The sequence below is a fragment of the Streptomyces cellostaticus genome (assembly GCF_001513965.1).
Classification (GTDB): Bacteria; Actinomycetota; Actinomycetes; order Streptomycetales; family Streptomycetaceae; genus Streptomyces; species Streptomyces cellostaticus.
In genome coordinates this window covers 495,991-518,536 of sequence record NZ_KQ948016.1, presented here as the reverse complement: position 1 = coordinate 518,536, position 22,546 = coordinate 495,991, and the positions used below count along the sequence as shown (strand labels likewise).

19 protein-coding genes are annotated in these 22,546 nt (G+C 71.9%); 4 read left to right on the top strand and 15 right to left on the bottom strand.

Annotated elements, in window-relative coordinates:
- Positions 1-49: 49 nt before the first annotated feature.
- Positions 50-1,036, bottom strand: coding sequence for a helix-turn-helix transcriptional regulator (locus AQI88_RS05940; protein ID WP_066992964.1), 987 nt, complete (start codon positions 1,034-1,036; stop codon positions 50-52).
- Here AQI88_RS05940 and AQI88_RS47455 point away from each other — a divergent pair.
- Entirely contained in the window at positions 1,017-1,277 is a 261-nt protein-coding gene (locus AQI88_RS47455; protein ID WP_244184049.1) for a hypothetical protein, read from the top strand. The genes AQI88_RS05940 and AQI88_RS47455 overlap by 20 nt on opposite strands.
- Here the strand turns inward: AQI88_RS47455 and aceE are convergent.
- The 7 genes from aceE to AQI88_RS05905 all read right to left on the bottom strand — a co-directional run bounded on the left by aceE (position 1,231) and on the right by AQI88_RS05905 (position 11,807).
- The gene (gene aceE, locus AQI88_RS05935; protein ID WP_066992960.1) at positions 1,231-3,942 is read right to left on the bottom strand and encodes a pyruvate dehydrogenase (acetyl-transferring), homodimeric type; all 2,712 of its coding nucleotides are present in this window, start codon (positions 3,940-3,942) and stop codon (positions 1,231-1,233) included. The genes AQI88_RS47455 and aceE overlap by 47 nt on opposite strands.
- Before the next feature lie 260 nt (positions 3,943-4,202).
- Entirely contained in the window at positions 4,203-4,826 is a 624-nt protein-coding gene (locus tag AQI88_RS05930) for a GntR family transcriptional regulator (RefSeq protein WP_066992958.1), read from the bottom strand.
- Positions 4,827-5,123: 297 nt separating this feature from the next.
- Positions 5,124-6,881: a 2-oxoglutarate dehydrogenase, E2 component, dihydrolipoamide succinyltransferase gene (gene sucB / locus AQI88_RS05925; RefSeq protein WP_066992955.1), complete on the bottom strand. Its 1,758-nt coding sequence runs from the start codon at positions 6,879-6,881 to the stop codon at positions 5,124-5,126.
- A gap of 60 nt (positions 6,882-6,941) precedes the next feature.
- Positions 6,942-8,330, bottom strand: coding sequence for a dihydrolipoyl dehydrogenase (lpdA, locus tag AQI88_RS05920; RefSeq protein WP_066992952.1), 1,389 nt, complete (start codon positions 8,328-8,330; stop codon positions 6,942-6,944).
- A 291-nt stretch (positions 8,331-8,621) separates the two neighbouring features.
- Positions 8,622-10,148: a leucyl aminopeptidase gene (locus AQI88_RS05915; protein WP_066992949.1), complete on the bottom strand. Its 1,527-nt coding sequence runs from the start codon at positions 10,146-10,148 to the stop codon at positions 8,622-8,624.
- 219 nt (positions 10,149-10,367) lie between these two features.
- A complete protein-coding gene (locus AQI88_RS05910; protein ID WP_066992946.1) occupies positions 10,368-10,976 on the bottom strand; it encodes an RDD family protein in 609 nt (202 codons plus the stop codon).
- A gap of 45 nt (positions 10,977-11,021) precedes the next feature.
- Positions 11,022-11,807, bottom strand: coding sequence for an adenosylcobinamide-GDP ribazoletransferase (locus tag AQI88_RS05905; RefSeq protein WP_066992943.1), 786 nt, complete (start codon positions 11,805-11,807; stop codon positions 11,022-11,024).
- Positions 11,808-11,867: 60 nt separating this feature from the next.
- On the opposite strand from AQI88_RS05905, the gene AQI88_RS05900 reads away from it, so the two are divergent.
- Positions 11,868-12,632 carry a hypothetical protein gene (locus AQI88_RS05900; protein WP_066992936.1) on the top strand — a complete coding sequence of 255 codons (765 nt, stop codon included), beginning with the start codon at positions 11,868-11,870 and terminating at the stop codon, positions 12,630-12,632.
- Between the two features lie 539 nt (positions 12,633-13,171).
- Here AQI88_RS05900 and AQI88_RS46985 read toward each other — a convergent pair.
- From AQI88_RS46985 to cobT, 3 genes are all read right to left on the bottom strand, one after another.
- Positions 13,172-13,897 (bottom strand): hypothetical protein, encoded by a 726-nt coding sequence (locus AQI88_RS46985; protein ID WP_066992928.1) that lies wholly within the window; start codon positions 13,895-13,897, stop codon positions 13,172-13,174.
- A 10-nt stretch (positions 13,898-13,907) separates the two neighbouring features.
- Complete coding sequence (locus tag AQI88_RS05890) at positions 13,908-15,704, bottom strand: phosphatidylglycerol lysyltransferase domain-containing protein (protein WP_079057408.1); 1,797 nt, start codon at positions 15,702-15,704, stop codon at positions 13,908-13,910.
- Between the two features lie 139 nt (positions 15,705-15,843).
- Entirely contained in the window at positions 15,844-16,929 is a 1,086-nt protein-coding gene (gene cobT, locus AQI88_RS05885) for a nicotinate-nucleotide--dimethylbenzimidazole phosphoribosyltransferase (protein WP_066992922.1), read from the bottom strand.
- Between the two features lie 132 nt (positions 16,930-17,061).
- On the opposite strand from cobT, the gene AQI88_RS05880 reads away from it, so the two are divergent.
- Positions 17,062-18,054 carry a class I SAM-dependent methyltransferase gene (locus tag AQI88_RS05880; protein WP_066992919.1) on the top strand — a complete coding sequence of 331 codons (993 nt, stop codon included), beginning with the start codon at positions 17,062-17,064 and terminating at the stop codon, positions 18,052-18,054.
- A 72-nt stretch (positions 18,055-18,126) separates the two neighbouring features.
- On the opposite strand, the gene AQI88_RS05875 is transcribed toward AQI88_RS05880, so the two are convergent.
- A complete protein-coding gene (locus AQI88_RS05875) occupies positions 18,127-19,329 on the bottom strand; it encodes a bifunctional adenosylcobinamide kinase/adenosylcobinamide-phosphate guanylyltransferase (protein ID WP_066992916.1) in 1,203 nt (400 codons plus the stop codon).
- A gap of 182 nt (positions 19,330-19,511) precedes the next feature.
- On the opposite strand from AQI88_RS05875, the gene AQI88_RS05870 reads away from it, so the two are divergent.
- Positions 19,512-19,724, top strand: coding sequence for a hypothetical protein (locus AQI88_RS05870; RefSeq protein WP_066992912.1), 213 nt, complete (start codon positions 19,512-19,514; stop codon positions 19,722-19,724).
- Between the two features lie 40 nt (positions 19,725-19,764).
- Here AQI88_RS05870 and AQI88_RS05865 read toward each other — a convergent pair whose 3' ends face one another.
- From AQI88_RS05865 to AQI88_RS05855, 3 genes are all read right to left on the bottom strand, one after another.
- On the bottom strand, positions 19,765-20,838 hold the full coding sequence (locus tag AQI88_RS05865) for a S1C family serine protease (RefSeq protein ID WP_066992909.1): 1,074 nt from the start codon (positions 20,836-20,838) through the stop codon (positions 19,765-19,767).
- Positions 20,839-20,895: 57 nt separating this feature from the next.
- Positions 20,896-21,597 carry a class I SAM-dependent methyltransferase gene (locus AQI88_RS05860; protein ID WP_066992906.1) on the bottom strand — a complete coding sequence of 234 codons (702 nt, stop codon included), beginning with the start codon at positions 21,595-21,597 and terminating at the stop codon, positions 20,896-20,898.
- Positions 21,598-21,680: 83 nt separating this feature from the next.
- Positions 21,681-22,307 carry a DUF3043 domain-containing protein gene (locus AQI88_RS05855; protein WP_208615721.1) on the bottom strand — a complete coding sequence of 209 codons (627 nt, stop codon included), beginning with the start codon at positions 22,305-22,307 and terminating at the stop codon, positions 21,681-21,683.
- Positions 22,308-22,546 lie beyond the last annotated feature (239 nt).

The following is a 22,546-nucleotide window of genomic DNA, read 5'->3' as shown; positions in this document are numbered from 1 at the left end:
CCAGCATCGGGCCTGAGCGGGTAGGGCGCACGTGGAGTGTGGCGGATCGTTATGAGACGTCCTTGCGCCCGTACCGCGCGGCGAGCCCGGCCGCGTCCGCCGCGAACCGCTCCCGCAGGCTCTGCGGCGCCAGCACCTCGGCCTCCGGGCCGAGCGCCGTCAGCTGGGTGTGCGCGACCTCCTCCGACTCCACCGGCACGGTCACCGTCACCCACCCCTCGGCATCCGGCTCGCCCGCGCTGGTGAGCGCCTCGCGCGCGGAGAGCGGGTCGACGGCGTACGGCAGCCTGCGCACGCCGTCCGGGGACAGCCGTACGACGGCCTCGGCGTGCAGGATCGACCGGGCGAACCGCTCGGCCTGCCCGGCCCAGTGGCCGGGCAGGTCGAATCCCGGGTCACGGCTGAAGCGCTCGTCGCGGGCGTCGACGGCACCGAACCGGTCGATCCGGTAGGTCCGGAAGGAGCCGCCGTCGGCCACCCGCGCGCACAGGTACCAGACCCCCGCCTTCAGCACGAGCCCGTACGGCTCCAGCTCCCGCTCGACAGCCGTGTCCCCGCGCCGGTAGACGGCGCCGATCCGCCGGTCGTCCCACACCGCCTCGGCGATCACGGGCAGCAGCGCGGGCGTCTCCGGCTCCCGGAACCACGCGGGCGCGTCCAGATGGAACCGCTGGGCGGCGCTGTCCGGGGCGTCCCGCAGAGACGGCAGCAGCGCGGCGGAGACCTTCAGCCGGGCCGCTGAGGCGGCATCCTCCAGACCCATCTCCCGCAGCGCCCCCGGCACCCCGCTCAGGAACAGCGCCTCGGCCTCGCTCCGCGCCAGCCCCGTCAGTCGCGTGCGGTACCGCCCGACCAGCCGGTACCCGCCGGCCCGGCCCCGGTCGGCATACACCGGCACCCCCGCCTCCGACAGCGCCTGTGCGTCCCTCGTGACCGTCCGCTCCGACACCTCCAGCTCCCGTGCCAGCTCGGCCGCGGTCATGGAGGGCCGGGACTGGAGAAGGAGCACCATCTTGATGAGACGTGCGGCGCGCATGCCCTTCATGATGCCGGGAGCCATTGACAAGGAAGACCAGGAAGACCAGGAAGACCAGGAAGACCAGGAAGACCAGGAAGACCAGGAAGACCAGGAAGACCAGGAAGACCAGGAAGACCAGGAAGACCAGGAAGACCAGGAAGACCAGGAAGGGGTACGGGCAGCAGCCGTACCCCTTCACAGGACCTCGGTGATTACAGCCCGTACTTCTCCCGGGCCTCCTTCACCGCCGTCGCCTTGACCTCGCCGCGCTTGGCGAGCTGGGCCAGGGCCGCGACGACGATCGACCGGGCGTCGACGCCGAAGTGGCGGCGGGCCGCCTCGCGGGTGTCGGAGAGGCCGAAGCCGTCGGCGCCCAGCGAGGAGTAGTCCTGCTCGACCCACTGCGCGATCTGGTCCGGGACCTGGCGCATGTAGTCGGAGACGGCCAGGACCGGGCCCTCGGCGCCCTGGAGCGCCTGGCGGACGTACGGCACGCGCTCCTCGCCGCGCAGCAGGGCCGCGTCGGCCTCCATCGCGTCACGGCGCAGCTCCGACCAGGAGGTCGCGGACCACACGTCGGCGGCCACGCCCCACTCCTCGGCGAGCAGCTGCTGTGCCTCCAGCGCCCAGTGGATCGCCGTACCGGAGCCCAGCAGCTGGATGCGCGGGGCGTTGGCCGGGGCGGTCACGCCCGCGGACTCCGCGGTGTTGAAGCGGTACAGGCCCTTGACGACGCCCTCGTCGATGCCGAGCCCGGCCGGCTTGGCCGGCTGCGGCAGCGGCTCGTTGTAGACCGTCAGGTAGTAGAAGACGTTCTGGTCCTCGCCCGGCTTGGCCTCGCCGTACATCCGGCGCAGACCCTCACGGACGATGACCGCGATCTCGTAGGCGAAGGCGGGGTCGTACGTCAGCGCCGCCGGGTTCGTCGCCGCGATCACCGGCGAGTGGCCGTCGGCGTGCTGCAGGCCCTCGCCCGTCAGGGTCGTACGGCCCGCCGTCGCGCCGACGAGGAAGCCGCGGCCGAGCTGGTCGCCGAGCTGCCACATCTGGTCGGCCGTGCGCTGCCAGCCGAACATCGAGTAGAAGATGTAGAAGGGGATCATCGCCTCGCCGTGCGTCGCGTACGCGGTCGACGCGGCGATGAAGTCGGCCATCGAACCGGCCTCGGTGATCCCCTCGTTGAGGATCTGGCCGTTCTTGGCCTCCTTGTAGTACATCAGCTGGTCGCGGTCGACCGGCTCGTACGTCTGGCCCTTGGGGGAGTAGATCCCGAGGGACGGGAAGAGCGACTCCATGCCGAAGGTGCGCGCCTCGTCGGGGACGATCGGCACCCAGCGCTTGCCCGTCTCCTTGTCGCGGACCAGGTCCTTGATGAGGCGGACGAAGGCCATGGTGGTGGCCACGTTCTGCGAGCCGGAGCCCTTGTCGAAGGAGGCGAAGGCCTTCTCGGCGGGCGCGGGCAGCGGGGCCAGCGCGTGCGTACGGCGGGCCGGGGCCGGGCCGCCGAGGGCAGCGCGGCGCTCCTGGAGGTAGCGGACCTCGGGGGAGTCGGCGCCCGGGTGGCCGTAGGGCACCACGCCGTCGACGAAGTCGCTGTCCTTGATCGGCAGCTCCAGCAGGTCCCGCATCGCCTTGAACTCGTCCACCGTCAGCTTCTTCATCTGGTGGTTGGCGTTCTTCGACGCGAAGCCCTCGCCGAGGGTGTGGCCCTTGACCGTCTGGGCCAGGATCACGGTCGGCGCGCCCTTGTGCTCGACGGCGGCCTTGTACGCGGCGTAGACCTTGCGGGCCTCGTGACCACCGCGCGAGAGGTGGAAGACCTCGAGGATCTTGTCGTCGCTCAGCAGCTTCGCCATCTCCACCAGCGCCGGGTCGGCGCCGAAGAAGTCCTGGCGGATGTAGGCGGCGTCGCGGGTCTGGTACGTCTGGATCTGCGCGTCCGGTACCTGGCGCAGGCGGCGTACGAGCGCGCCGGTGGTGTCGAGCTGGAACAGCTCGTCCCAGGCCGAGCCCCACAGCGTCTTGACGACGTTCCAGCCGGCGCCGCGGAACTGGGCCTCCAGCTCCTGCACGATCTTGAAGTTGGCGCGGACCGGGCCGTCGAGGCGCTGCAGGTTGCAGTTGATGACGAAGGTGAGGTTGTCCAGCTCCTCACGGGCAGCGAGCGCGAGGGCCGCCGTCGACTCCGGCTCGTCCATCTCGCCGTCGCCGAGGAACGCCCACACGTGCGAGGCGGAGACGTCCTTGATGCCGCGGTTGGTCAGGTAGCGGTTGAAGCGCGCCTGGTAGATCGCGGAGAGCGGGCCGAGGCCCATCGACACCGTCGGGAACTCCCACAGCCAGGGCAGCCGGCGCGGGTGCGGGTAGGACGGCAGGCCGTTGCCGCCGGACTCCTGGCGGAAGTGGTCCAGGTGGTGCTCGTCCAGACGCCCGTCGAGGAAGGCGCGGGCGTAGATGCCGGGGGAGGCGTGGCCCTGGATGTACAGCTGGTCGCCGGAGCCCGCCGCTTCCTGGGATTCCTTGCCCTTGAAGAAGTGGTTGAAGCCGGTCTCGTACAGCCAGGCCGCGGAGGCGAAGGTGGCGATGTGGCCGCCGACGCCGTACTTCGAGCCGCGGGTCACCATGGCGGCCGCGTTCCAGCGGTTCCAGGCGGTGATCCGGCGCTCCATCTCCTCGTCGCCGGGCACGCCCGGCTCGGCGGAGGTGGGGATGGTGTTGACGTAGTCGGTCTCGAGGAGCTTCGGCAGCGCGATGCCGCCCGCCTCGGCACGCTCCAGCGTGCGCCGCATCAGGTACGCGGCGCGGTGCGGCCCGGCCTCCCTGGCGACGGCGTCGAGGGAGGCCTGCCATTCGGCGGTCTCCTCCGGGTCGCGGTCGGGGAGCTGGTCGAGCGCGCTCGGCTGGATGGCGTTGGGGTCGGTCATGTCGCCGCCTTCCTCAGTCGAAGGGGGTTCCCTCATCGGTAAGGGTTCGGGGGTGCCCTTGGTCTTTGGCAGGACAGGGCAGGCGGACTTCGGTGGAAGTCCGTCGGCGACTGTAACTCCCTGATCGATGATCGATCAAAGGGTTGAGGGGGAAAACTTCTCGATTACGAGAAAGTAGGCACCGGGTGCCTTTGAAATGGGCACCGGGTGCCGTGTCCGGGCAGGGTTTTCGCAGGTGAGCGACGGTGTGCTCGGGTGAATCAAGCCCTCGGGGCGCAGCCCAGGACGTGGGCCTTCACCAGCTCGGCGATGCGCGGATCCCGGCGCTTGAACGCCTGCACCAGCTCCTCGTGCTCCTCCGCGTACGACTGCTGGACCGTGCCCAGCCAGCGGATGGACAGCGCGGTGAAGACCTCGATGCCCAGGCCCTCCCAGGTGTGCAGCAGCACCGAGTTGTCCGCGGCGCGGACCAGCTCGCGGTGGAAGCCCACCGTGTGGCGGACCTGGGCGGTGCCGTCCGCCTTGCGGTCGGCCTCGTACAGGGCGAGGACGTGCGGCTCCAGGGCCGAGCAGTCCTCTGCGAGGCGTTCTGCCGCCAGCTCCGCCGCGATGGCTTCCAGGCCGGCTCGGACGGGGTAGCTCTCCTCCAGGTCGGCCGCGGTCAGATTCCGTACGCGTACGCCCTTGTTCGGGGCCGACTCGATCAGGCGCAGTGACTCCAGCTCGCGCAGTGCCTCGCGTACCGGGGTCTGGCTGACCTCCAGCTCGGTGGCGATCCGCCGCTCCACGATGCGCTCGCCCGGCTGCCAGCGCCCGCTGACGATTCCCTCCACGATGTGCTCGCGGATCTGCTCGCGCAGCGAGTGGACGACGGGCGCGGTCATGAGGGCTCCTTCAGGGAGGGCTGACGTTTAGACAATACGGCCGTGCGGCGCTTCAGGGAGGGTGCGCGGGGTGCTTTTGTGCAGGTGAGACGAGGCTTACACGGTGCTTATGGCGCCTGAGGGCTCGGTCCGGTCTGTCGCTGGGCGGCTGCGGGTCGTGTGTGGCCTGTCGCGCAGTTCCCCGCGCCCCCAAAAGGGTGGTGCCCTTGCCCCGAACTTCCGGGCAAGGGCACCAATGTGCTGCAGCTGATCGGCGATTACAGGCCGAGCTCTACTTCGTTGAGATCCTCAACCCCGTCAGAGGCCGAGCTCGACCTCGAACTCGCCCGCCTCCAGGATCGCCTTGACCGCCGTCAGGTAACGGGCCGCGTCGGCGCCGTCGACCAGGCGGTGGTCGTAGGAGAGGGTCAGGTAGGTCATGTCGCGGACGCCGATGACCGTGCCCTCCTCGGTCTCGATGACGGCCGGACGCTTGACCGTGGCACCGATGCCGAGGATCGCGACCTGGTTCGGCGGCACGATGATCGTGTCGAACAGCGCGCCGCGCGAACCGGTGTTGGAGATGGTGAAGGTCGCGCCGGACAGCTCGTCCGGGGTGATCTTGTTGGCGCGGACCTTGCCCGCCAGGTCGGCCGTGGCCTTGGAGATACCGGCGATGTTGAGGTCGCCTGCACCCTTGATGACCGGGGTCATCAGGCCCTTCTCCGAGTCCACCGCGATACCGATGTTCTCGGTGTCGAAGTAGGTGATCGTGCCCTCGGCCTCGTTGATCCGGGCGTTGATGACCGGGTGGGCCTTCAGCGCCTGGGCCGCGGCCTTGACGAAGAACGGCATCGGGGAGAGCTTGACGCCCTCACGGGCCGCGAAGGAGTCCTTCGCCTTGGCACGCAGCTTCATCAGGCGGGTGACGTCGACCTCGACGACCGACGACAGCTGGGCCTGCTCGTGCAGCGCCTTGACCATGTTGTCGCCGATGACCTTGCGGATGCGGGTCATCTTGACCGTCTGGCCGCGCAGCGGGGAGGTCTCCAGCGCCGGAGCCTTGGCGGCCGGGGCGGCGGCAGCGGCCGGAGCCGGAGCAGCGGCGGCGGCCTTCGCGGCCTCGGCGGCGGCGATGACGTCCTGCTTGCGGATACGGCCGCCGACGCCGGTGCCCTTGACGGTGGCCAGGTCGACGCCGTTCTCGGCGGCGAGCTTGCGCACCAGCGGGGTCACGTACGCGCCCTCGTCCGTCGCCTGGGCGGCAGCGGGCGCGGGAGCGGCCGGAGCCGGGGCGGCCGGAGCCGGAGCAGCGGCGACCGGCGCGGGCGCCGGAGCGGCGGGCGCAGGGGCCGGGGCCGGCGGAGCCACGGGGGCGGCCGGGGCCGGAGCCGGAGCGGCCGGGGCAGCGGCGGCGGGCGCCGGAGCCGGGGCGGCCGGAGCCGGAGCGGCGGCCGGGGCGGCACCGGCGGCGCCGATGACGGCGAGCTTGGCGCCGACCTCGGCGGTCTCGTCCTCGTTCACCACGATCTCGAGCAGCACGCCGGAGGCGGGCGCCGGGATCTCGGTGTCGACCTTGTCCGTGGAGACCTCGAGCAGCGGCTCGTCGGCCTCGACGGAGTCGCCGACCGACTTCAGCCAGCGGGTGACGGTGCCCTCGGTGACGGACTCACCGAGCGCGGGCAGCACCACGTCGGTGCCCTGGGCGCCACCGGCCGGAGCGGCGGGGGCGGCAGGGGCCTCGGGGGCCGGGGCCGGGGCGGCGGGGGCCTCGGCGACGGGGGCCGGGGCCGGAGCCTCGGCGGCCGCGGGGGCCGGAGCGGCAGCGGGCGCGCCCGTGCCGTCGTCGATGACGGCGAGCTCGGCGCCGACCTCGACGGTCTCGTCCTCGGCGACCTTGATGGAGGCCAGCACACCGGCGGCGGGCGAGGGGATCTCGGTGTCGACCTTGTCGGTCGACACCTCGAGCAGCGGCTCGTCGGCCTCGACGCGCTCGCCCTCGGCCTTCAGCCAGCGGGTGACAGTGCCCTCGGTGACGCTCTCACCGAGCGCCGGAAGGGTTACGGAAACCGCCATGGTTTCGGTTGCTCCTTACGAATTGCGGAAGTCTGTGTCGTCGCGCCCGTGACCGAAGGCTCAGTCGTGGGAGTGCAGCGGCTTGCCGGCCAGCGCCAGGTGTGCCTCGCCGAGCGCCTCGTTCTGCGTCGGGTGGGCGTGGATGAGCTGGGCGACCTCGGCCGGCAGCGCCTCCCAGTTGTAGATCAGCTGGGCCTCGCCGACCTGCTCGCCCATGCGGTCGCCGACCATGTGGACGCCGACCACGGCACCGTCCTTCACCTGGACGAGCTTGATCTCGCCCGCGGTGTTCAGGATCTTGCTCTTTCCGTTGCCCGCAAGGTTGTACTTCAGAGCGACGACCTTGTCCGCGCCGTAGATCTCCTTGGCCTTGGCCTCGGTGATACCGACGGAGGCGACCTCCGGGTGGCAGTACGTCACCCGCGGGACACCGTCGTAGTCGATCGGGACGGTCTTCAGACCGGCCAGGCGCTCCGCCACCAGGATGCCTTCGGCGAAGCCGACGTGCGCGAGCTGGAGCGTCGGGACGAGGTCACCGACGGCGGAGATGGTCGGGACGTTGGTCCGCATGTACTCGTCGACCAGGACGTAGCCACGGTCCATGGCGACACCCTGCTCCTCGTAGCCCAGGCCCTGGGAGACCGGGCCACGGCCGACGGCGACGAGGAGGACCTCGGCCTCGAACTCCTTGCCGTCGGCGAGAGTGACCTTGACGCCGTCCTGGGTGTACTCGGCCTTCTGGAAGAAGGTGCCCAGGTTGAACTTGATGCCGCGCTTGCGGAACGCGCGCTCAAGAAGCTTCGAGCTGTTCTCGTCCTCGACCGGGACGAGGTGCTTCAGGCCCTCGACGACCGTGACGTCCGAGCCGAAGGACTTCCACGCCGAGGCGAACTCGACGCCGATGACACCGCCGCCCAGGATGATCGCGGACTTCGGCACGCGGTCCAGGACGAGGGCGTGGTCGGAGGAGATGATCCGGTTGCCGTCGATCTCCAGGCCCGGCAGCGACTTCGGCACGGAGCCGGTCGCCAGCAGGACGTGGCGGCCCTGGATGCGCTGGCCGTTGACGTCGACGGAGGTCGGGGAGGACAGACGGCCCTCACCCTCGATGTAGGTCACCTTGCGGGAGGCGACGAGCCCCTGCAGGCCCTTGTACAGGCCGGAGATCACACCGTCCTTGTACTTGTGGACCCCGGCGATGTCGATGCCCTCGAAGGTGGCCTTGACGCCGAACTGCTCGCTCTCACGGGCCTGGTCGGCAACCTCGCCCGCGTGCAGCAGGGCCTTGGTGGGGATGCAACCCCGGTGCAGGCAGGTGCCGCCGACCTTGTCCTTCTCGATCAGGGCGACGTCCAGGCCCAGCTGCGCCCCGCGCAGGGCCGCGGCGTAACCACCGCTACCACCGCCGAGGATCACTAGGTCGAAAACGGTGCTGGCGTCGTTCGCCACGTCACGTCCTCCATGCATGTGCGCCGTAGACCGGTCTCCTATGACCGGCAGGCGGCTGGTGTCCGGCCGCTTGATGCTTCGGCCCTTCGGTGGGGGCCCTGTCCTGCCGGGCTCCATCTTTGCACTTGTTCGAGGCGTACGAGACGCCGGGCCGGGGTGTGAGACACCCCACGTCCCGTTGAATTGAAGGCCCAGGGGCAGCCGGCCCGAGGGGCGCGGGGAACTGTGCGACCAGCCTCCACGCCCCTTCAAGCCGCCCTACAACGGATTGAGCGAGCTGCTAGACGACCATCACCCCAGGTCACCCGCGGCGGTGAGTTCCGCCAGCCGCACCAGCGTCCGCACAGCCGACCCGGTACCACCCTTCGGCGTGTACCCGAAGGGACCACCCTCGTTGAAGGCCGGTCCGGCGATGTCCAGGTGCGCCCAGGTGATCCCCTCGCCCACGAACTCGCGCAGGAACAGACCGGCGACCAGCCCGCCGCCCATCCGCTCACCCATGTTCGCGAGGTCGGCGACGGTCGAGTCCATCCCCTTGCGCAGGTGCTCCGGCAGCGGCATCGGCCACGCCGGCTCGCCGACCTCCTCGGCCGCCTCGTGCACCGCGGAGCGGAACGCCTCGTCGTTGGCCATGACCCCGAACGTCCGGCTGCCCAGCGCCAGCATCATCGCGCCGGTCAGGGTGGCGACGTCCACGATCGCGTCCGGCTTCTCCAGCGAGGCCGCCCACAGCGCGTCCGCGAGGACCAGCCGGCCCTCGGCGTCCGTGTTGAGCACCTCGACGGTCTTGCCGCTGTACATGCGCAGCACGTCACCCGGCCGCACCGCGGTGCCGGACGGCATGTTCTCGGCCAGCGCGAGCCAGCCGGTGACGTTGACCTCCAGGCCGAGGCGCGCGGCGGCGACGACCGCGGCGAACACGGCGGCGGCACCGCTCATGTCGCACTTCATCGTCTCGTTGTGACCGGCCGGCTTCAGCGAGATGCCGCCCGAGTCGTAGGTGATGCCCTTGCCGACGAACGCGAGGTGCTTGCCGGCCTTCGGGTGTGTGTACGACAGCTTGACCAGGCGAGGGGTCGCCGCCGAGCCGCCGCCGACGCCCATGATGCCGCCGTAGCCGCCCTTGACCAGGGCCTTCTCGTCGAGCACCTGCACCTTGAGGCCGTGCTCCTTGGCCGCGGTCTGCGTGACGGCGGCGAATGCCTGCGGGGTGAGGTCGTTCGGCGGCATGTTGATCAGGTCGCGGGAGCGGTTCAGCTCCTCGGAGACCGCGACGGCCCGGGCCACGGCGGCCTTGTGGGCCGCGTCCCGCGGCTTGCCGCCGAGCAGCGAGGCCTCGGCCAGCGGCGCCTTGCCGTTCTTGGCCTTGGCGTCCTTGGCGCCGTCCTTGTACGTGTCGAAGGTGTAGGCGCCGAGCAGGACGCCCTCACCGATCGCGCCGACGGCGCCGGGGCCGTCGACGGGCAGGGCGAACGCGGCCTTCTTGGACCCGGCGAGGGCCCGGGCGGCCACGCCGGCGGCCCTGCGCAGCGCCTCGGCGTCGTACCCGGCGTCCTTCTCGGGCTCCGCGCCCAGGCCCACCGCCACCACGAGCGGTGCCTTGAAGCCGGCCGGGGCGGGCAGCTTCGTCAGCTCGCCCTCGGCACCCGAGGCGCCGAGGGTCTCCAGGACGCCGGCGAGCCTGCCGTCGTACGCCTTGTCCACGGCCTCGGCGCCCGGCGCGACGACGGGGCCCTTGGCGCCCTTGGCGACGCCGACGACGATCGCGTCGGCCCGCAGGCCGGGCGCCGCGGCGGTGCTGAGAGTCAGAGCAGTCACGGTGGTGAAATCTCGCTTCCGATGTGAAGTTGCTGTGGCCGATGAGGGGTGGGTCGACCGGGCCCGAGAGCCGACCCTAGGCCCAGGCCTGGGGGTATGCGGCAACCGGGGCCTTCACCCTGTCGGCGAACACCCGGAACGAGACTACGCGCGTGTGCCCGTTCGCTCAGTCCTCCGGGCGTACACCTGTGCGTGGCGTCGTGGCCGCTTCCCGGGTTCTCACCCCTGGGCCACGCTGCCCCACGGTGTGGGCTCCGCCCGCTGAAGGATCCCCTCGACCGAGGTGCCGGCCAGCCGGTCGGCGAGGGAGCGGCCGCGGGGGGAGAGCACGGGCAGCGCGTTGACCAGGAACAACACCACTGCGGCCGCCCACACCACCACCGACAGCACGAAGTGGCCCTCGATCAGCAGCACGCAGGCCAGGGCGTACACGGCGACGTCGGCGGCGGTGGTGACGACGGCCCGGCGCACGGTGTGCCGGGATCGGCGCGGGGTGACCCGCAGGCCCAGCAGGCCCTTGCCGAGCGTGCGGCCGAGCAGCGCGAGACAGGCCCACTGGTAGAGGAACGTGACGACGACGAGCGCGCCGAAGGCCTCCTCCACGTCGAGTACCGCCTTGTCCCACAGGGACAGACCGAGCGTCTCGCCGGCGCCGACGACGTCACCGCGCGAGGTCAGCAGGTCGAAGCCGCCACGGGTGGCCAGTTCCGGCACGTCGGTGACGAGCGCCGTGATCCGGTGGAAGGTGAACACGGCGAGCAGCCAGGCCGCCGTCACCACCAGAGCGAAGTCGATGAACCAGGCCGCAGCACGGCGCAGCTTCAGCACGGATGTCCCCCGATCACACTTCTTGTCCGTGTACTGACGAAGAGCCTAACGGCCCAGGGACAGCACCACGAGCGCGGTCGTCGCCGCCGTCTCCGCGAGGGCGCCGAACACGTCCCCGGTGACCCCGCCGAACCGGCGCGTGCAGCGGCGCAGCAGGAGTTCGGCGGCGGCGAGCGACAGCAGCACCGCGGCCGCAGCACGGAGCCCGCCGTGCGGGCCGAAGGGCGTCCCCCAGGCGGCCGAGACGATCGTGCAGGCGGCGGCGACGGCCAGCGCGCCCGGCACCGGAACCACCCCGGCGACCGCCGCCCCGAGCCCCTCCGGCCGGGCGGCCGGCACCCCGGTGCGCGCGGCCAGGGTGAGCGCCAGCCGGGCCGCGACCGCCGAGGTCACCGCCGCCGCAGCGCCCCGCGTCCAGGAGTCGCCGTAGAGCTGCGCCAGCACGGCGACCTGGGCCAGCAGCACCAGGACGAGGGTGAGCACCCCGAACGGCCCGATGTCCGACTGCTTCATGATCCGCAGCGCGTCCTCGGCGGGCTTGCCGCTGCCCAGCCCGTCCGCCGTGTCGGCGAGCCCGTCGAGGTGCAGCCCACGGGTCAGCGCCGCCGGTACGGCGACCGAGGCGACGGCGGCGAGCAGCGCACCGGCGCCCAGGAAGAGCAGCAGCAGACCGAGCCCGGCCGCACAGCCGCCGACGACCAGTCCGACCAGCGAGGCGCTGAGCATGCCCCCGCGTGCGGCCTCCCGATCCCAGCGGTGCACCCGGACGGGCAGCACGGTGAGCGTGCCGAAGGCGAAGCGAAGGCCGTCGAGAGGGGAGGACTTGAGCACCGGCGCAGGGTACCGGGCCGCCTCGGGGTCCCCCGCTGCGGCCGGGGATAAAGTGCGCACATGGGGCACTGGTGGGAGCGGAACATCCTGGAGCCGGGCAAGCTTCCGCTGCTGCTGGCCCTGACCGCCTTCGTCGTCACCTTCCTCGTCACCCGGGTCATCACCCGGCTGATCCGGGCCGGCAAGGGGCCGTTCGGCAACGTCAAGGCGGGCGGGCTGCACATCCACCACGTGGTTCCCGGGGTCGTCCTGACGATCGTCGGCGGCTTCGGTGCCGTCGCCAGCGACCGGCACGGGGCCGGCGGGGCCGTCGCCGCGGTCCTCTTCGGCATGGGGGCGGGGCTGGTCCTGGACGAGTTCGCGCTGATCCTGCACCTGGACGACGTCTACTGGAGCGAGGAGGGCCGCAAGAGCGTCGAGGCCGTCGTGCTCACCGCCGCCCTGGTCGGCCTGCTGCTGGCCGGGTTCTCGCCGTTCGGCGTCAACGACCTGTCCGCCGCGGAACTCCAGGACCGGGGCACGGTCATCGCCAACATCGGAGTGAACTTCCTCTTCTCCCTGATCGCTCTGGGCAAGGGCAAGGCCCGCCTCGCGATCCTCGGCGTGATCGTGCCCCTGATCGCGTTCGTCGGCGCCGTGCGCCTGGCCCGCCCCGGCTCCCTCTGGGCCCGCCGCTTCTACGGCCGCCGCCCCCGCGCCCGCGCCAAGGCCGCCCTGCGGGCCTACCGCCACGACCGCCGCTGGGCCCGCCCCCGGCGCCGTCTTCAGGACTGGATCGGTGGCAAGCCCGACTCGGGCTCGGTTCGGCTGTCCGGCCGCCGGTGATGTCTCGGCTGCCCCGTGGTCATCTGCGCGGCGAGGTGCTTTCTTTGGCCTGTTGCTTCTGTGGCCGTCGCGCCCGCGTCAAGGTTGCCCTGTGGGCCTGTTGCCATGTTCGTTGCTGGGCCGGGCTCTGGCGCCGTCTTCAGGACTGGATCGGTGGCAAGCCCGACCGGGGCTCGGTTCGGCTGTCCGGCCGCCGGTGATGTCTCAGTTGCCCCGTGGTCATCTGCGCGGCGAGGTGCTTTCTTTGGCTTGTTGCTTGTATGGCCGTCGCGCCCGCACCAAGGCCGCCCTGCGGGCCTACCGCCACGACCGCCGCTGGGCCCGCCCCCGGCGCCGTCTTCAGGACTGGATCGGTGGCAAGCCTGACCCGGGGCCGGTTCGGCTGCCCGGCCGCCGGTGATGTCTCAGTTGCCCCGTGGTCATCTGCGCGGCGAGGTGCTCTCTTTGGCTCGTTGCTTCTATGGCCGTCGCGCCCGCGTCAAGGTTGCCCTGTGGGTCTGTTGCCGTGACCGTTGCTGGGCCGGGGCCCGGCGCTGTCTTCAGGACTGGATCGGTGGCAAGCCTGACCCGGGGCCGGTTCGGCTGCCCGGCCACCGGTGACGTCTGAGCCGGTACCCGTAACGGTGCCGCACCGCGGCCAGTAGGCACAGCGTGCCCACGGCCATCAGCGCGGCCAGGTGCTCCTTGCCCGCGAGGTTCTCCTTGAGGAGTACCTCGGCCACCATGGCCGCGGTCACCGCACCCGCCGTCACATAGGCGCCGTAACGCCAGGCCACGAACACGGCGAGCCCCACCACGGCCGCGGACGGACCGGTGTCCACGACCTGCGCGTCCGTCCACGGAAGGCCGAACGGGGCGTGCGGGCCGAGCGCGATGCCCAGCCGCGCGTACAGCGTCCCGGCGAGCGTGGCGACGTAGGCGATGGTCAGCGTCCGCCACCAGCCCAGGCAGATCTCGGCGATCCCGAACACCAGCAGGATCTGCGCGAGCGCACCCCACACCGGCAGGTCGAGCGCCGGGACGAACAGCGACAGGGGAGTGCGCAGCAGGGCCAACCCGAGCGGGTCCTGTGCCCTTACGGCGCCCACGTTCTGCACGAACTGATAGCCCCATGGCCGGTTCTGCACGTACTGGAGGAGCGCGGTCAGGCACACCGCCCACAACGCCATCGGAGCCGCCCGCAGGCGCCGTTTGAGCAGGGGCTCGCGCACGGTGACGTACAACAGCCCCCACTCGGCATGAGCCCAGCGGAAGAGCGTTCTCATCAAGCGTTCCTCATCGGTGCGTGTCCAGGTGCCTGCGGTGCAGCCACTTCGGCAGTCCCGGCGCCTCCAGGAAGCCCTCCGCGCGGGCTGCGGCGAGGCCGATGCGCAGCAGGTCCGCGCTCTTCTCGAAGAGCAGGAACCGCGGCTCCCAGATGGGCCGGTACTTGGCGTTGGCGCGGTACAGCGACTCGATCTGCCACCAGCGGGAGAAGAAGCTGAGCAGCGACCGCCACAGCCTCAGCACCGGACCGGCACCGAGACGTGCGCCACGTTCGAAGACCGACCGGAACACGGCGAAGTTGAGTGACACCTGGGTGATCTTGATCTCGCCGGCGCGGCGCAACAGCTCGATGACCATGAACTCCATCAGCCCGTTGTCGGAATCCCGGTCCCGGCGCATGAGGTCCAGCGACAGCCCGTGCGGCCCCCAGGGCACGAAGGAGAGCAGCGCGCGCAGCTTCCCCTCGGCGTCCGTGCACTCCAGCATCACGCACTGCCCGTCCTCGGGGTCCCCGAGGCGGCCCAGCGCCATGCTGAAGCCGCGCTCGGTCGCCCCGTCCCGCCAGTCGTCCGCGCGCTCGACCAGGTATGCCATCTCGTCCGCCGCAATGTCCGCGTGCCGCCGGATGCGCACCTCGTACCCGGCCCGCTTCACGCGGTTGTAGGCCTGCCGGACGGTCCGCATGGCCCGTCCCTCCAGGGTGAACTCGGCCACTTCCACGATCGCCTCGTCGCCGAGTTCCAGCGCGTCGAGACCGTGCCGGGCGTAGACCGTCCCCGCTTCCTCGCTCGCCCCCATCACCGCCGGGATCCACCCGTGCGCCCGCACCTCGGCCAGCCACGGCACGATCGCTCCCGGCCACGCCTCCGGATCCCCGAGCGGATCCCCGGAGGCGAGACTCACCCCGCCGACCACCCGATAGGCGACGGCCGCCTTGCCGGTCGGCGACCACACCACGCTCTTCTCCCGGCGCAGCGCGAAGTAGCCGAGCGAGTCCCGCTCGCCGTGCCGCTCCAGCAGGATCCGCAGCCGTTTCTCGTCGTCCTCGGTGAGCGGGTCGACGGCCCGCCGGGAGCGGAAGGCGGCGTAGAGGACGGCGAGGACGAGGACCGTGCTGAGCACGTTGACAGCCACGTTGGCCCAGTTGGGCGGCTCGATCCCCGGGAAGTGGTTCTCGTCCGCGGCCACCGACACCAGCCGCAGGGTGCCGTAGTGCCAGCGCTCCAGGAACGTCGAACGGGCCGTGTCCGGCGCCTGGTTGGTGACCGTCACCAGGACCCCGGCCAGCAGCGAGGCGAGCAGCCCGCCGCCGACGGCGACCGTCGCGGCGAGCCGCGGATTGGACCGGTCGCCCTTGGCGTAGAACTCCCGCCGGCCGGTCAGCAGGGCCCCGACGAAGGCCGCCGTCAGCACCAGGGAGATCCAGTTCTGCGCGTACTGCCGGATCTCCGGGAACGCCATCGCGAACGCGAACAGGGCCAGGAACGATCCGCTCAGCACCAGGTTCAGGATCCACGCGGCCCGCTTGCGCCGCCGCATGGTGATCGCGAGGAACGCGGTGAACACGCCCGAGGCGAAGCCGGCGGTCAGCAGGTAGGGCGTGAAGAAGTTCTCCTGGTTGTGCCGGCGCACGTCCTGGCCCAGCGACACCCACACCGCGCTGAGGAAGTTGACGAAGGCGACGGCCCTCAGATACCAGACAGCGAAGGCGGCGGCTCGCGAAGGGGCTGTGCCGTCCGGCCGCACCTTGTCACCCGGGCGCCCCGGGCTCGCTTCCTGGTCCGCGGCAATTCGGGCATCTCCCATGAGCGAGGATCATATGGGTGATGCCCCGGCGAACCGAACTTTTCGGCCCGCCGTGGCCGGTGCCCTCACCATCGCCGCACATTTTCTTCTCCGGCTCTTCCGGCCGAGGTGAGCTGCCTCCTCCCGGGCCGCAGCCCGACTACTCCTTCTCCTCCGGCTCCTTCTCGGGAACCTCCTCCGGCTCCTTCTCGGGAAGCTCGGCGGCCAGCGCTGCGGCGGCCCGCACCAAGGGCAGAGCCAGCAGCGCCCCCACCCCCTCGCCGACCTTCACGCCCTGCTCCAGCAGCGGCTCCAGCGCCATCCGGTCCAGCGCCTTCGCCTGCCCCGGCTCCCCGCTGTCGTGCCCGGCCAGCCACCAGTCCGGCGCTCGGAAGGCCACCCGCTGGGCGACCAGCGCACACGCGGCGGCGACCACACCGTCCAGGATCACCGGCAGCTTCCGCACCGCCGCCTGCAACAGGAACCCGGTCATCGCGGCCAGATCGGCCCCGCCCACGGTCGCGAGCAGCTGCAACTGGTCCCCGAGCACCGGCCGCGCCCGCCTGAGCGCGTCCCGGACCGCCGCACACTTGCGCATCCACGCCAGGTCGTCGATGGCCTGCCCGCCCCGCCCGGTCACCACGGACGCGTCGGTCCCGCACAGCGCGGCGATCAGCACCGCGGCCGCCGTGGTCCCGCCCACGCTCACATCGCCGAGCACCACCAGATCCGTCCCCGAGTCGGCCTCCTCGTCGGCGACGGCGACGCCCGCCCGGAAGGCCGCCTCGGCCTCGTCCAGGGTGAGCGCGTCCTCGATGTCGATACGGCCGCTGCCGCGCCGCACCCGGTGGCGTACGACGTCCTCCGGGAAGGCGTCCGGCGCGCAGTCCAGGGCCATGTCCACGACCCGCACGGGCACGTCGAGGCGGCGCGAGAGCACCGACACCGCGCTGCCGCCCTCCAGTACCGCCCGCACCAGCTGCCCGGCACCGCCCGCGGGCCGCGCCGAGACGCCGAGTCCGGCGATCCCGTGGTCACCGGCGAAGAGAACCACCCGGGGCCGTTCGACCGGCCGTACCGGTACGGCGCTCTGTGCGGCGGCCAGCCACTCGCCCAGCTCGTCCAGGCGCCCGAGCGACCCGGGCGGCACGATCTGGCGCTCGCGCCGGGCCTCGGCGTCACGGCGTACGCCCCCGTCCGGGCGCTCGATCAGATCGGTGAAGTCGTCCAGATTAAGGCTGCTCATTCGCCGAACAGTACCGGCAGCGAACGGACGCATCCGCGCCACACCGCCACCACACCGTCACGACGTCTTTGCACCCAAGATGTGTATCCCATACGTTCCGGTTTGCAGTGGAATGTCGCACAGGGAGCCATCATGCCGCCCTCGCCCAGCACCCCGCAGGTCACCGCACCGCGCGATCCCTTTCAGGAGCCGCGCCGCGAGGACTGCCCCTGGTGCGGCTCCCCGCGCCTGCGCACCCGGCTGCGCACGGCCGACCCGCTGCGGCACCGGCCGGGCACCTTCGTCCTCGACGAGTGCCGCGACTGCCGCCACACCTTCCAGAACCCCCGGCTCACGGCGGAGGGCCTCGCCTTCTACCGCCGGGACTTCTACGAACGGCACCTCGAGGAGTTCGCCGCCCGCATCCTCTCCGCCCGTGCGGTCCGCCGCCGCCACCGAGCCACGGCCCACGCGCTGTCGGCGCTGCGCGACCCGGAGAGCTGGCTGGACGTGGGCACGGGCCACGCCCGCTTCCCCGAGGCGGCGAAGGAGTTCTTCCCCTACACCAGCTTCGACGGCCTGGACCCGACCGCCCGCGTGGAGCAGGCCCTGCTGGAGGGCCGCGTCGAGGAGGCCCACCGCGGCTACCTGACCACCCCGGGGACGGCGGTCCGCCTCCGTGCCCGCTACGACGTGCTCAGCATGTTCCACCACCTGGAACACGTCCCCGACCCCCGCGCCGAACTCCGCGCCGCCCTCACCGCGCTGCGTCCCGGCGGCCACCTCGTCGTCGAAGTCCCCGACCCGCGCTGCGCGTTCGCCAGGCTGCTCGGCAGGTGGTGGCTGCCGTACGGCCAGCCCCGCCACCTCCACCTGATGCCCGTGGCCAACCTGCGCGCGGAACTGGAGGCCCAGGGCTGCACGATCCTCGTCACGGACCGCAGAGCCCCCCACATCCCCTACGACCTCTCGGCGGCCCTCTCCCTGGCCCTGGCCCGCGTCCCCCCGGTCCTGAGGGCCCCGGCAGCGCCTGCGCTGGCGCTGGCCTCGGCCGTGGACCACCTTCTCGCCCCCCTGTCCGCCCGCACCCGCTTCTCCAACGCGTACCGGATCGTGGCCCGCAAACAGTCCAGGGCCGCCACCTGACGGCGGGCCGGTGGGGGCTGGTCGCGCAGTTCCCCGCGCCCCTTCGGGGCGCGCACAGCTGCGGGCACCTTCTCAACCCCGCAGCACGACAGCCTGTCCGGCGACGACCAGCAGCACCTGCTCGCACTCGCTCGCGAACGCCGCGTTCAGCCGCCCGAGTTCATCCCGGTACCGCCGCCCGGAAGCAGTGGCGGGCACGATCCCCGACCCCACCTCGTTGGACACGGCCACCACGGTCCGCCGCGTGGCCCGCACCGCCTTCGTCAGCTCCCGCACCCGCTCGCGCAGCGCCTTCTCGCCCCCGTCCGCCCACTCCGCGTCGTCCCACGCCCCGACCTCGTCCATCACGTCCGTCAGCCACAGCGACAGACAGTCGATCAGCACCGGGGGCCCGTCCACGGCCAGCAGCGGCACCAGATCGGTCGTCTCCGTCGTACGCCACGACCCCGGCCGCCGCTCCCGGTGCAAGGCCACCCGCGCCGCCCACTCGGTGTCCCCGCCGCGTGTCCCGCCCGTGGCCACGTACAGCACCTCGGGGAACGCCTCCAGCCGCCGCTCGGCCTCCACCGACTTCCCCGAGCGCGCCCCGCCCAGCACCAGCGTCCGCCGCGGCACGTCCGGCACCTCCTCGTACGCCCCGACCACCAGCGTCGTACCGTCCGGCACGGCCCGCGCCCCGGCCGCCGCGAGCCGCCGCCGCACCTCCGCGCGCTGCGGTACGTCGTGGTCGAGATGGACGGCGATCACATCCGTCGTCGGCGTGAGGGAACCGACCGCCCGCAGGCGGGCCAGCGCATCCGGGCGGCCCACGACGTCGGCCAGCACCATCTGGTACGTCTCCGCCGTAGCCTCCTCCAGACCGGCCGGCGCCCCGCCCGGCGGCAGATACAGCAGCCGCTGCCCGTCCGGCCCGGTCACCGCGTACCCGGTGCCGCCCGCGTCCATCGCCACGGCCCGCACCCGATGCCCCGTCAGCAGCGCCAACTCCCGCCCGTCCGGCACCCGCCCGGGCTGCGGCAGCCCGGCCGGCACCTCCATCGCGGGCCCGTCGTGCGGATGCGACAGCAGCACCTGCCGTACCCCGCCCAGCGAATGCCCCGCCCGCGCGGCCGCGAACGCCGCCCCGGGCGTCAGGTCCAGCAACAGCGTCCCGTCCACCAACAACGCGGTGGCCGCCCGCGCATCCGGCCCGAGCGCAGTCGCACACACCGCACAGGGACAGTCGGGGCGGGGCAGCCCCGCAGGAGCACCGGTACCGAGCAGAGTCACTTCCACGGGACCGATTTTCACCTGTCCTCGTAGGTACCGCTCATCTGCAGCACCCTAAGGGGCGCGGGGAACTGCGCGACCGGCCCCCACCGGCCCGCACTTTCCGGCACTACCCGAGGTGATCTAACGGCCGACCCAGCGGAGCGAATACGCTGAGCGGGGCAGCACGTGGATCAAAGGAGGCCCACATGACGGCATGGACGTGGCGTTTCGAGAAGGCCGACGGGACGGAGGTCCAGCCCGCGGTGCAGCCGGAGGAGTTCACCACGCAGGGGGACGCCGAGTCCTGGATCGGCGAGCACTGGAAGGCGCTGCTGGAGGGCGGCGCGGACCAGGTGCGGCTGTTCGAGGAGAGCACCGAGATCTACGGTCCGATGAGCCTGCACGCCGACGCGTCGTAGCCCGACGGGAGGGGTGAGGAGGGGCCTGCCTCCTCACCCCTCACTGCTCACCCAGCGTCACCTCCACCGTCTTCTCACCGCCGTTGCGCTGGAAGGTCACCTTCGTCCGCTGCCCCGGTCTGTCCGCCGCCAGCGCCTCGGAGAGTGCCGTGGTCGTGGTGACCGGGGTGCCGCCCAGCTTGGTGATCACGTCACCCGGCCGCAGCCCCGCCCGCCCGGCCGCCGCGCCGCTCCTGACGCTGACCACCGCGGCCCCGGCCGGCTGGTAGCTGTCGTCCACGACCGTCCGCGCGGTGATGCCGAGCGCGGCCCGCCCCGAGTCGACGACCTTGCCGCTCTTGATGATCTGGCCGGCGACCGTCTTCACCATCGACGCCGGGATGGCGAACCCGATGCCCGGCGCCGCGCTGCCGCCCAGCTCGGGATCGGCGGCGGCGAGCGTCGGGATGCCGATGACCTGTCCGTCGAGGTTGACCAGGGCGCCCCCGCTGTTGCCGGGGTTGATGGCGGCCGATGTCTGCACCATGTTCGCGATGGTGGCGCCCGTACCCCCGCCCGAGCTGCCTTCGCTGACGGTCCGTCCGGTCGCCGACACGATGCCCTGGGTCACGCTGGACGACAGCCCGAGCGGCGAGCCCATGGCCAGCACGATCTGGCCGACCTCCACCTTCTCGGAGTTCCCGACCGCCGCCGCCTTCAGCCCGGCCGGCACCTTGTCGAGCTTGATCACCGCAAGGTCCTGGTCCGGGTACGAGTACACCAGGTGCGCGGTGAGCGGCTCCTCGCTGTTGGCCGTGGTCACCTTGAAGCTCTTCTCGGAGCCGACCACGTGCGCGTTGGTGACGATGTGCCCCTGGTCGTCGTACACGACCCCGGAGCCCAGATCATGGCTCGCCTGGATCTGCACGACCGACGGCAGGACCTCCTTGATGACCTTCAGGTACTGGCTCTGCAGGTCGCCCGCGGCCGTGCGGGGCGCCGCCCGGATGGTCGAGCCGTCCTTCTCCGCGGGCGCCGGCGGGGCCGTACAGCCGGAGACGGCCGGCAGCGCGGCGCACACCAGGACGGCGGCGGAGGCGACCCTCCAAGAGGCACGGGTACGGGAAGCGTCCATGCCCCGAGTCTCGCTTCGGGGGGGATCACCGGGCCTGCCGGGTACGCCCGAACGGGCTCAGCCCCGCACCCCGCACAGGTGCAGCAGCGCCGCGACACCCCGGTAGGGATCCGTCCGCCCGGCCCGCTCCTCGACCGCCAGCAGCGTCTGAAGGTCCTCGGGGATCTCCGCGTCGTCCGCCGCGGTGTCGGTGAAGACCCGTACGCCGTACCAGGCGTGCAGCGGGGCGGCGATGCCGGCGAGCGTGGCGGTGAGCGCCGAGAGCCGGTCCGCCCGTACGTCCAGGCCGAGGCGATTGCGGTAGGCGGTGGTGTCGAACGCGGCCAGCGCGCCCGTCCAGTCCCCGGACAGGCCCGGCCGCATGGCGAGCACGTCGCCGTTGCGCACCAGCAGCGACAGCAGCCCGCCCGGCGCGAGCATCCGGGCCAGACCGGCCACCAGCGGATCGGGCTCCTCGACGTACATCAGAACGCCGTGGCACAGCACCACGTCGAAGCTGCCCGGCAGGAAGTGCACGCCGGTGTCCCGCCCGTCGCCCTGCACCAGCCGGACCCGCTCGCGGATGCCCTCCGGCTCACCGGCCAGGGCCTGATGCGCGGCCGCGATCATCGTGGCGTCCTGCTCGACACCGGTCACCTGGTGACCGAGCCGGGCCAGCCGCAGCGCCTGCGTGCCCTGGCCCATCCCCACGTCGAGTATGCGCAGCCGCTGCCCGACCGGGAACCGCCCGGCTATCTGCTCGTCGAGCTGCCGGGCCACCAGCTCCTGTCGTACGACATCACGCAGCCCGCCCAGCTTGTTCAGCCAGGACTCGGCCGCGCCCCCGGTGAAGGCCTCTGCGCTCAGGGCCGCTCTCCGCGCTTGACCTGCGGCTTCGGCAGCCGGAGCCGACGCATCTGGAGGGAGCGCATCAGGGCGTAGGCGACGGCGCCCCGGCGGTTCTGGTCGGGGAAGCGCTCGGCGAGCCGCTTCTTCAGGCGGAAGCCGCTGACGACCGCGTCGAGCACGATCAGCACGATCACGACCAGCCACAGCCACAGCGCGGCGGCCTGGATCGCGGGGACCCGCACCACGCTCAGCACCAGGATCACCACGGCCAGCGGCAGGAAGAACTCCGCCACGTTGAACCGCGAGTCGATCCAGTCGCGCGCGAACTTGCGGACCGGGCCCTTGTCCCGGGCGGGCAGATACCGCTCGTCGCCGCCGGCCAGCGCCTGACGCTGCCGGTCCAGCGCCTGACGGCGCTCCTCGCGCTGACGCTTGGCGGCGTCCTTGCGCGTCGTCGGCGTGTTGGCGACACTGCGGCGCTGGGACTGGGCCTCACTGCGCTTGGGCGTGGGCCTGCCCTTGGGGGCCTGCGGGTCTCGGGGCTGCTTGGAGTCGGTCACGGCCGCCTTGTCGGCGGGGGCCTTCTCATCCTTGGCACGGCTACGGAACACAAAACCCAAGGGTAAGGGCTTCCCGCGCATGGACCCCAGTCCAGCGGGGAACGATCCGGCAACACCGGACGTCTGTAGGGGGACAGAGGGGACGTTGCAGACGCTTCACCCGGCGGCCACCGAGCAGGCCCGAGGGGCTCACCCCGAGGACCACCTACTCCTCACGCCGGAGCGATATCGTCCGCAGTCGTCCTTGGGGATGAGCGCATCACCCCCGGAACAGTGCGGTAATGGAGTCAGGGCCCGTACTGTGGGTCCTGTCGCAGGAT

Coding starts and splice junctions, on each gene's coding strand:
- AQI88_RS05865 (WP_066992909.1), bottom strand. CDS start 20,838: ATGGACGCTTCCCGTACCCGTGCCTCTTGGAGGGTCGCCTCCGCCGCC.
- AQI88_RS05900 (WP_066992936.1), top strand. CDS start 11,868: ATGGGGCACTGGTGGGAGCGGAACATCCTGGAGCCGGGCAAGCTTCCG.
- AQI88_RS05940 (WP_066992964.1), bottom strand. CDS start 1,036: ATGCGCGCCGCACGTCTCATCAAGATGGTGCTCCTTCTCCAGTCCCGG.
- AQI88_RS05930 (WP_066992958.1), bottom strand. CDS start 4,826: ATGACCGCGCCCGTCGTCCACTCGCTGCGCGAGCAGATCCGCGAGCAC.
- AQI88_RS05890 (WP_079057408.1), bottom strand. CDS start 15,704: ATGGGAGATGCCCGAATTGCCGCGGACCAGGAAGCGAGCCCGGGGCGC.
- AQI88_RS46985 (WP_066992928.1), bottom strand. CDS start 13,897: ATGAGAACGCTCTTCCGCTGGGCTCATGCCGAGTGGGGGCTGTTGTAC.
- AQI88_RS05870 (WP_066992912.1), top strand. CDS start 19,512: ATGACGGCATGGACGTGGCGTTTCGAGAAGGCCGACGGGACGGAGGTC.
- aceE (WP_066992960.1), bottom strand. CDS start 3,942: ATGACCGACCCCAACGCCATCCAGCCGAGCGCGCTCGACCAGCTCCCC.
- AQI88_RS05880 (WP_066992919.1), top strand. CDS start 17,062: ATGCCGCCCTCGCCCAGCACCCCGCAGGTCACCGCACCGCGCGATCCC.
- cobT (WP_066992922.1), bottom strand. CDS start 16,929: ATGAGCAGCCTTAATCTGGACGACTTCACCGATCTGATCGAGCGCCCG.
- AQI88_RS47455 (WP_244184049.1), top strand. CDS start 1,017: ATGAGACGTGCGGCGCGCATGCCCTTCATGATGCCGGGAGCCATTGAC.
- AQI88_RS05855 (WP_208615721.1), bottom strand. CDS start 22,307: ATGCGCGGGAAGCCCTTACCCTTGGGTTTTGTGTTCCGTAGCCGTGCC.
- sucB (WP_066992955.1), bottom strand. CDS start 6,881: ATGGCGGTTTCCGTAACCCTTCCGGCGCTCGGTGAGAGCGTCACCGAG.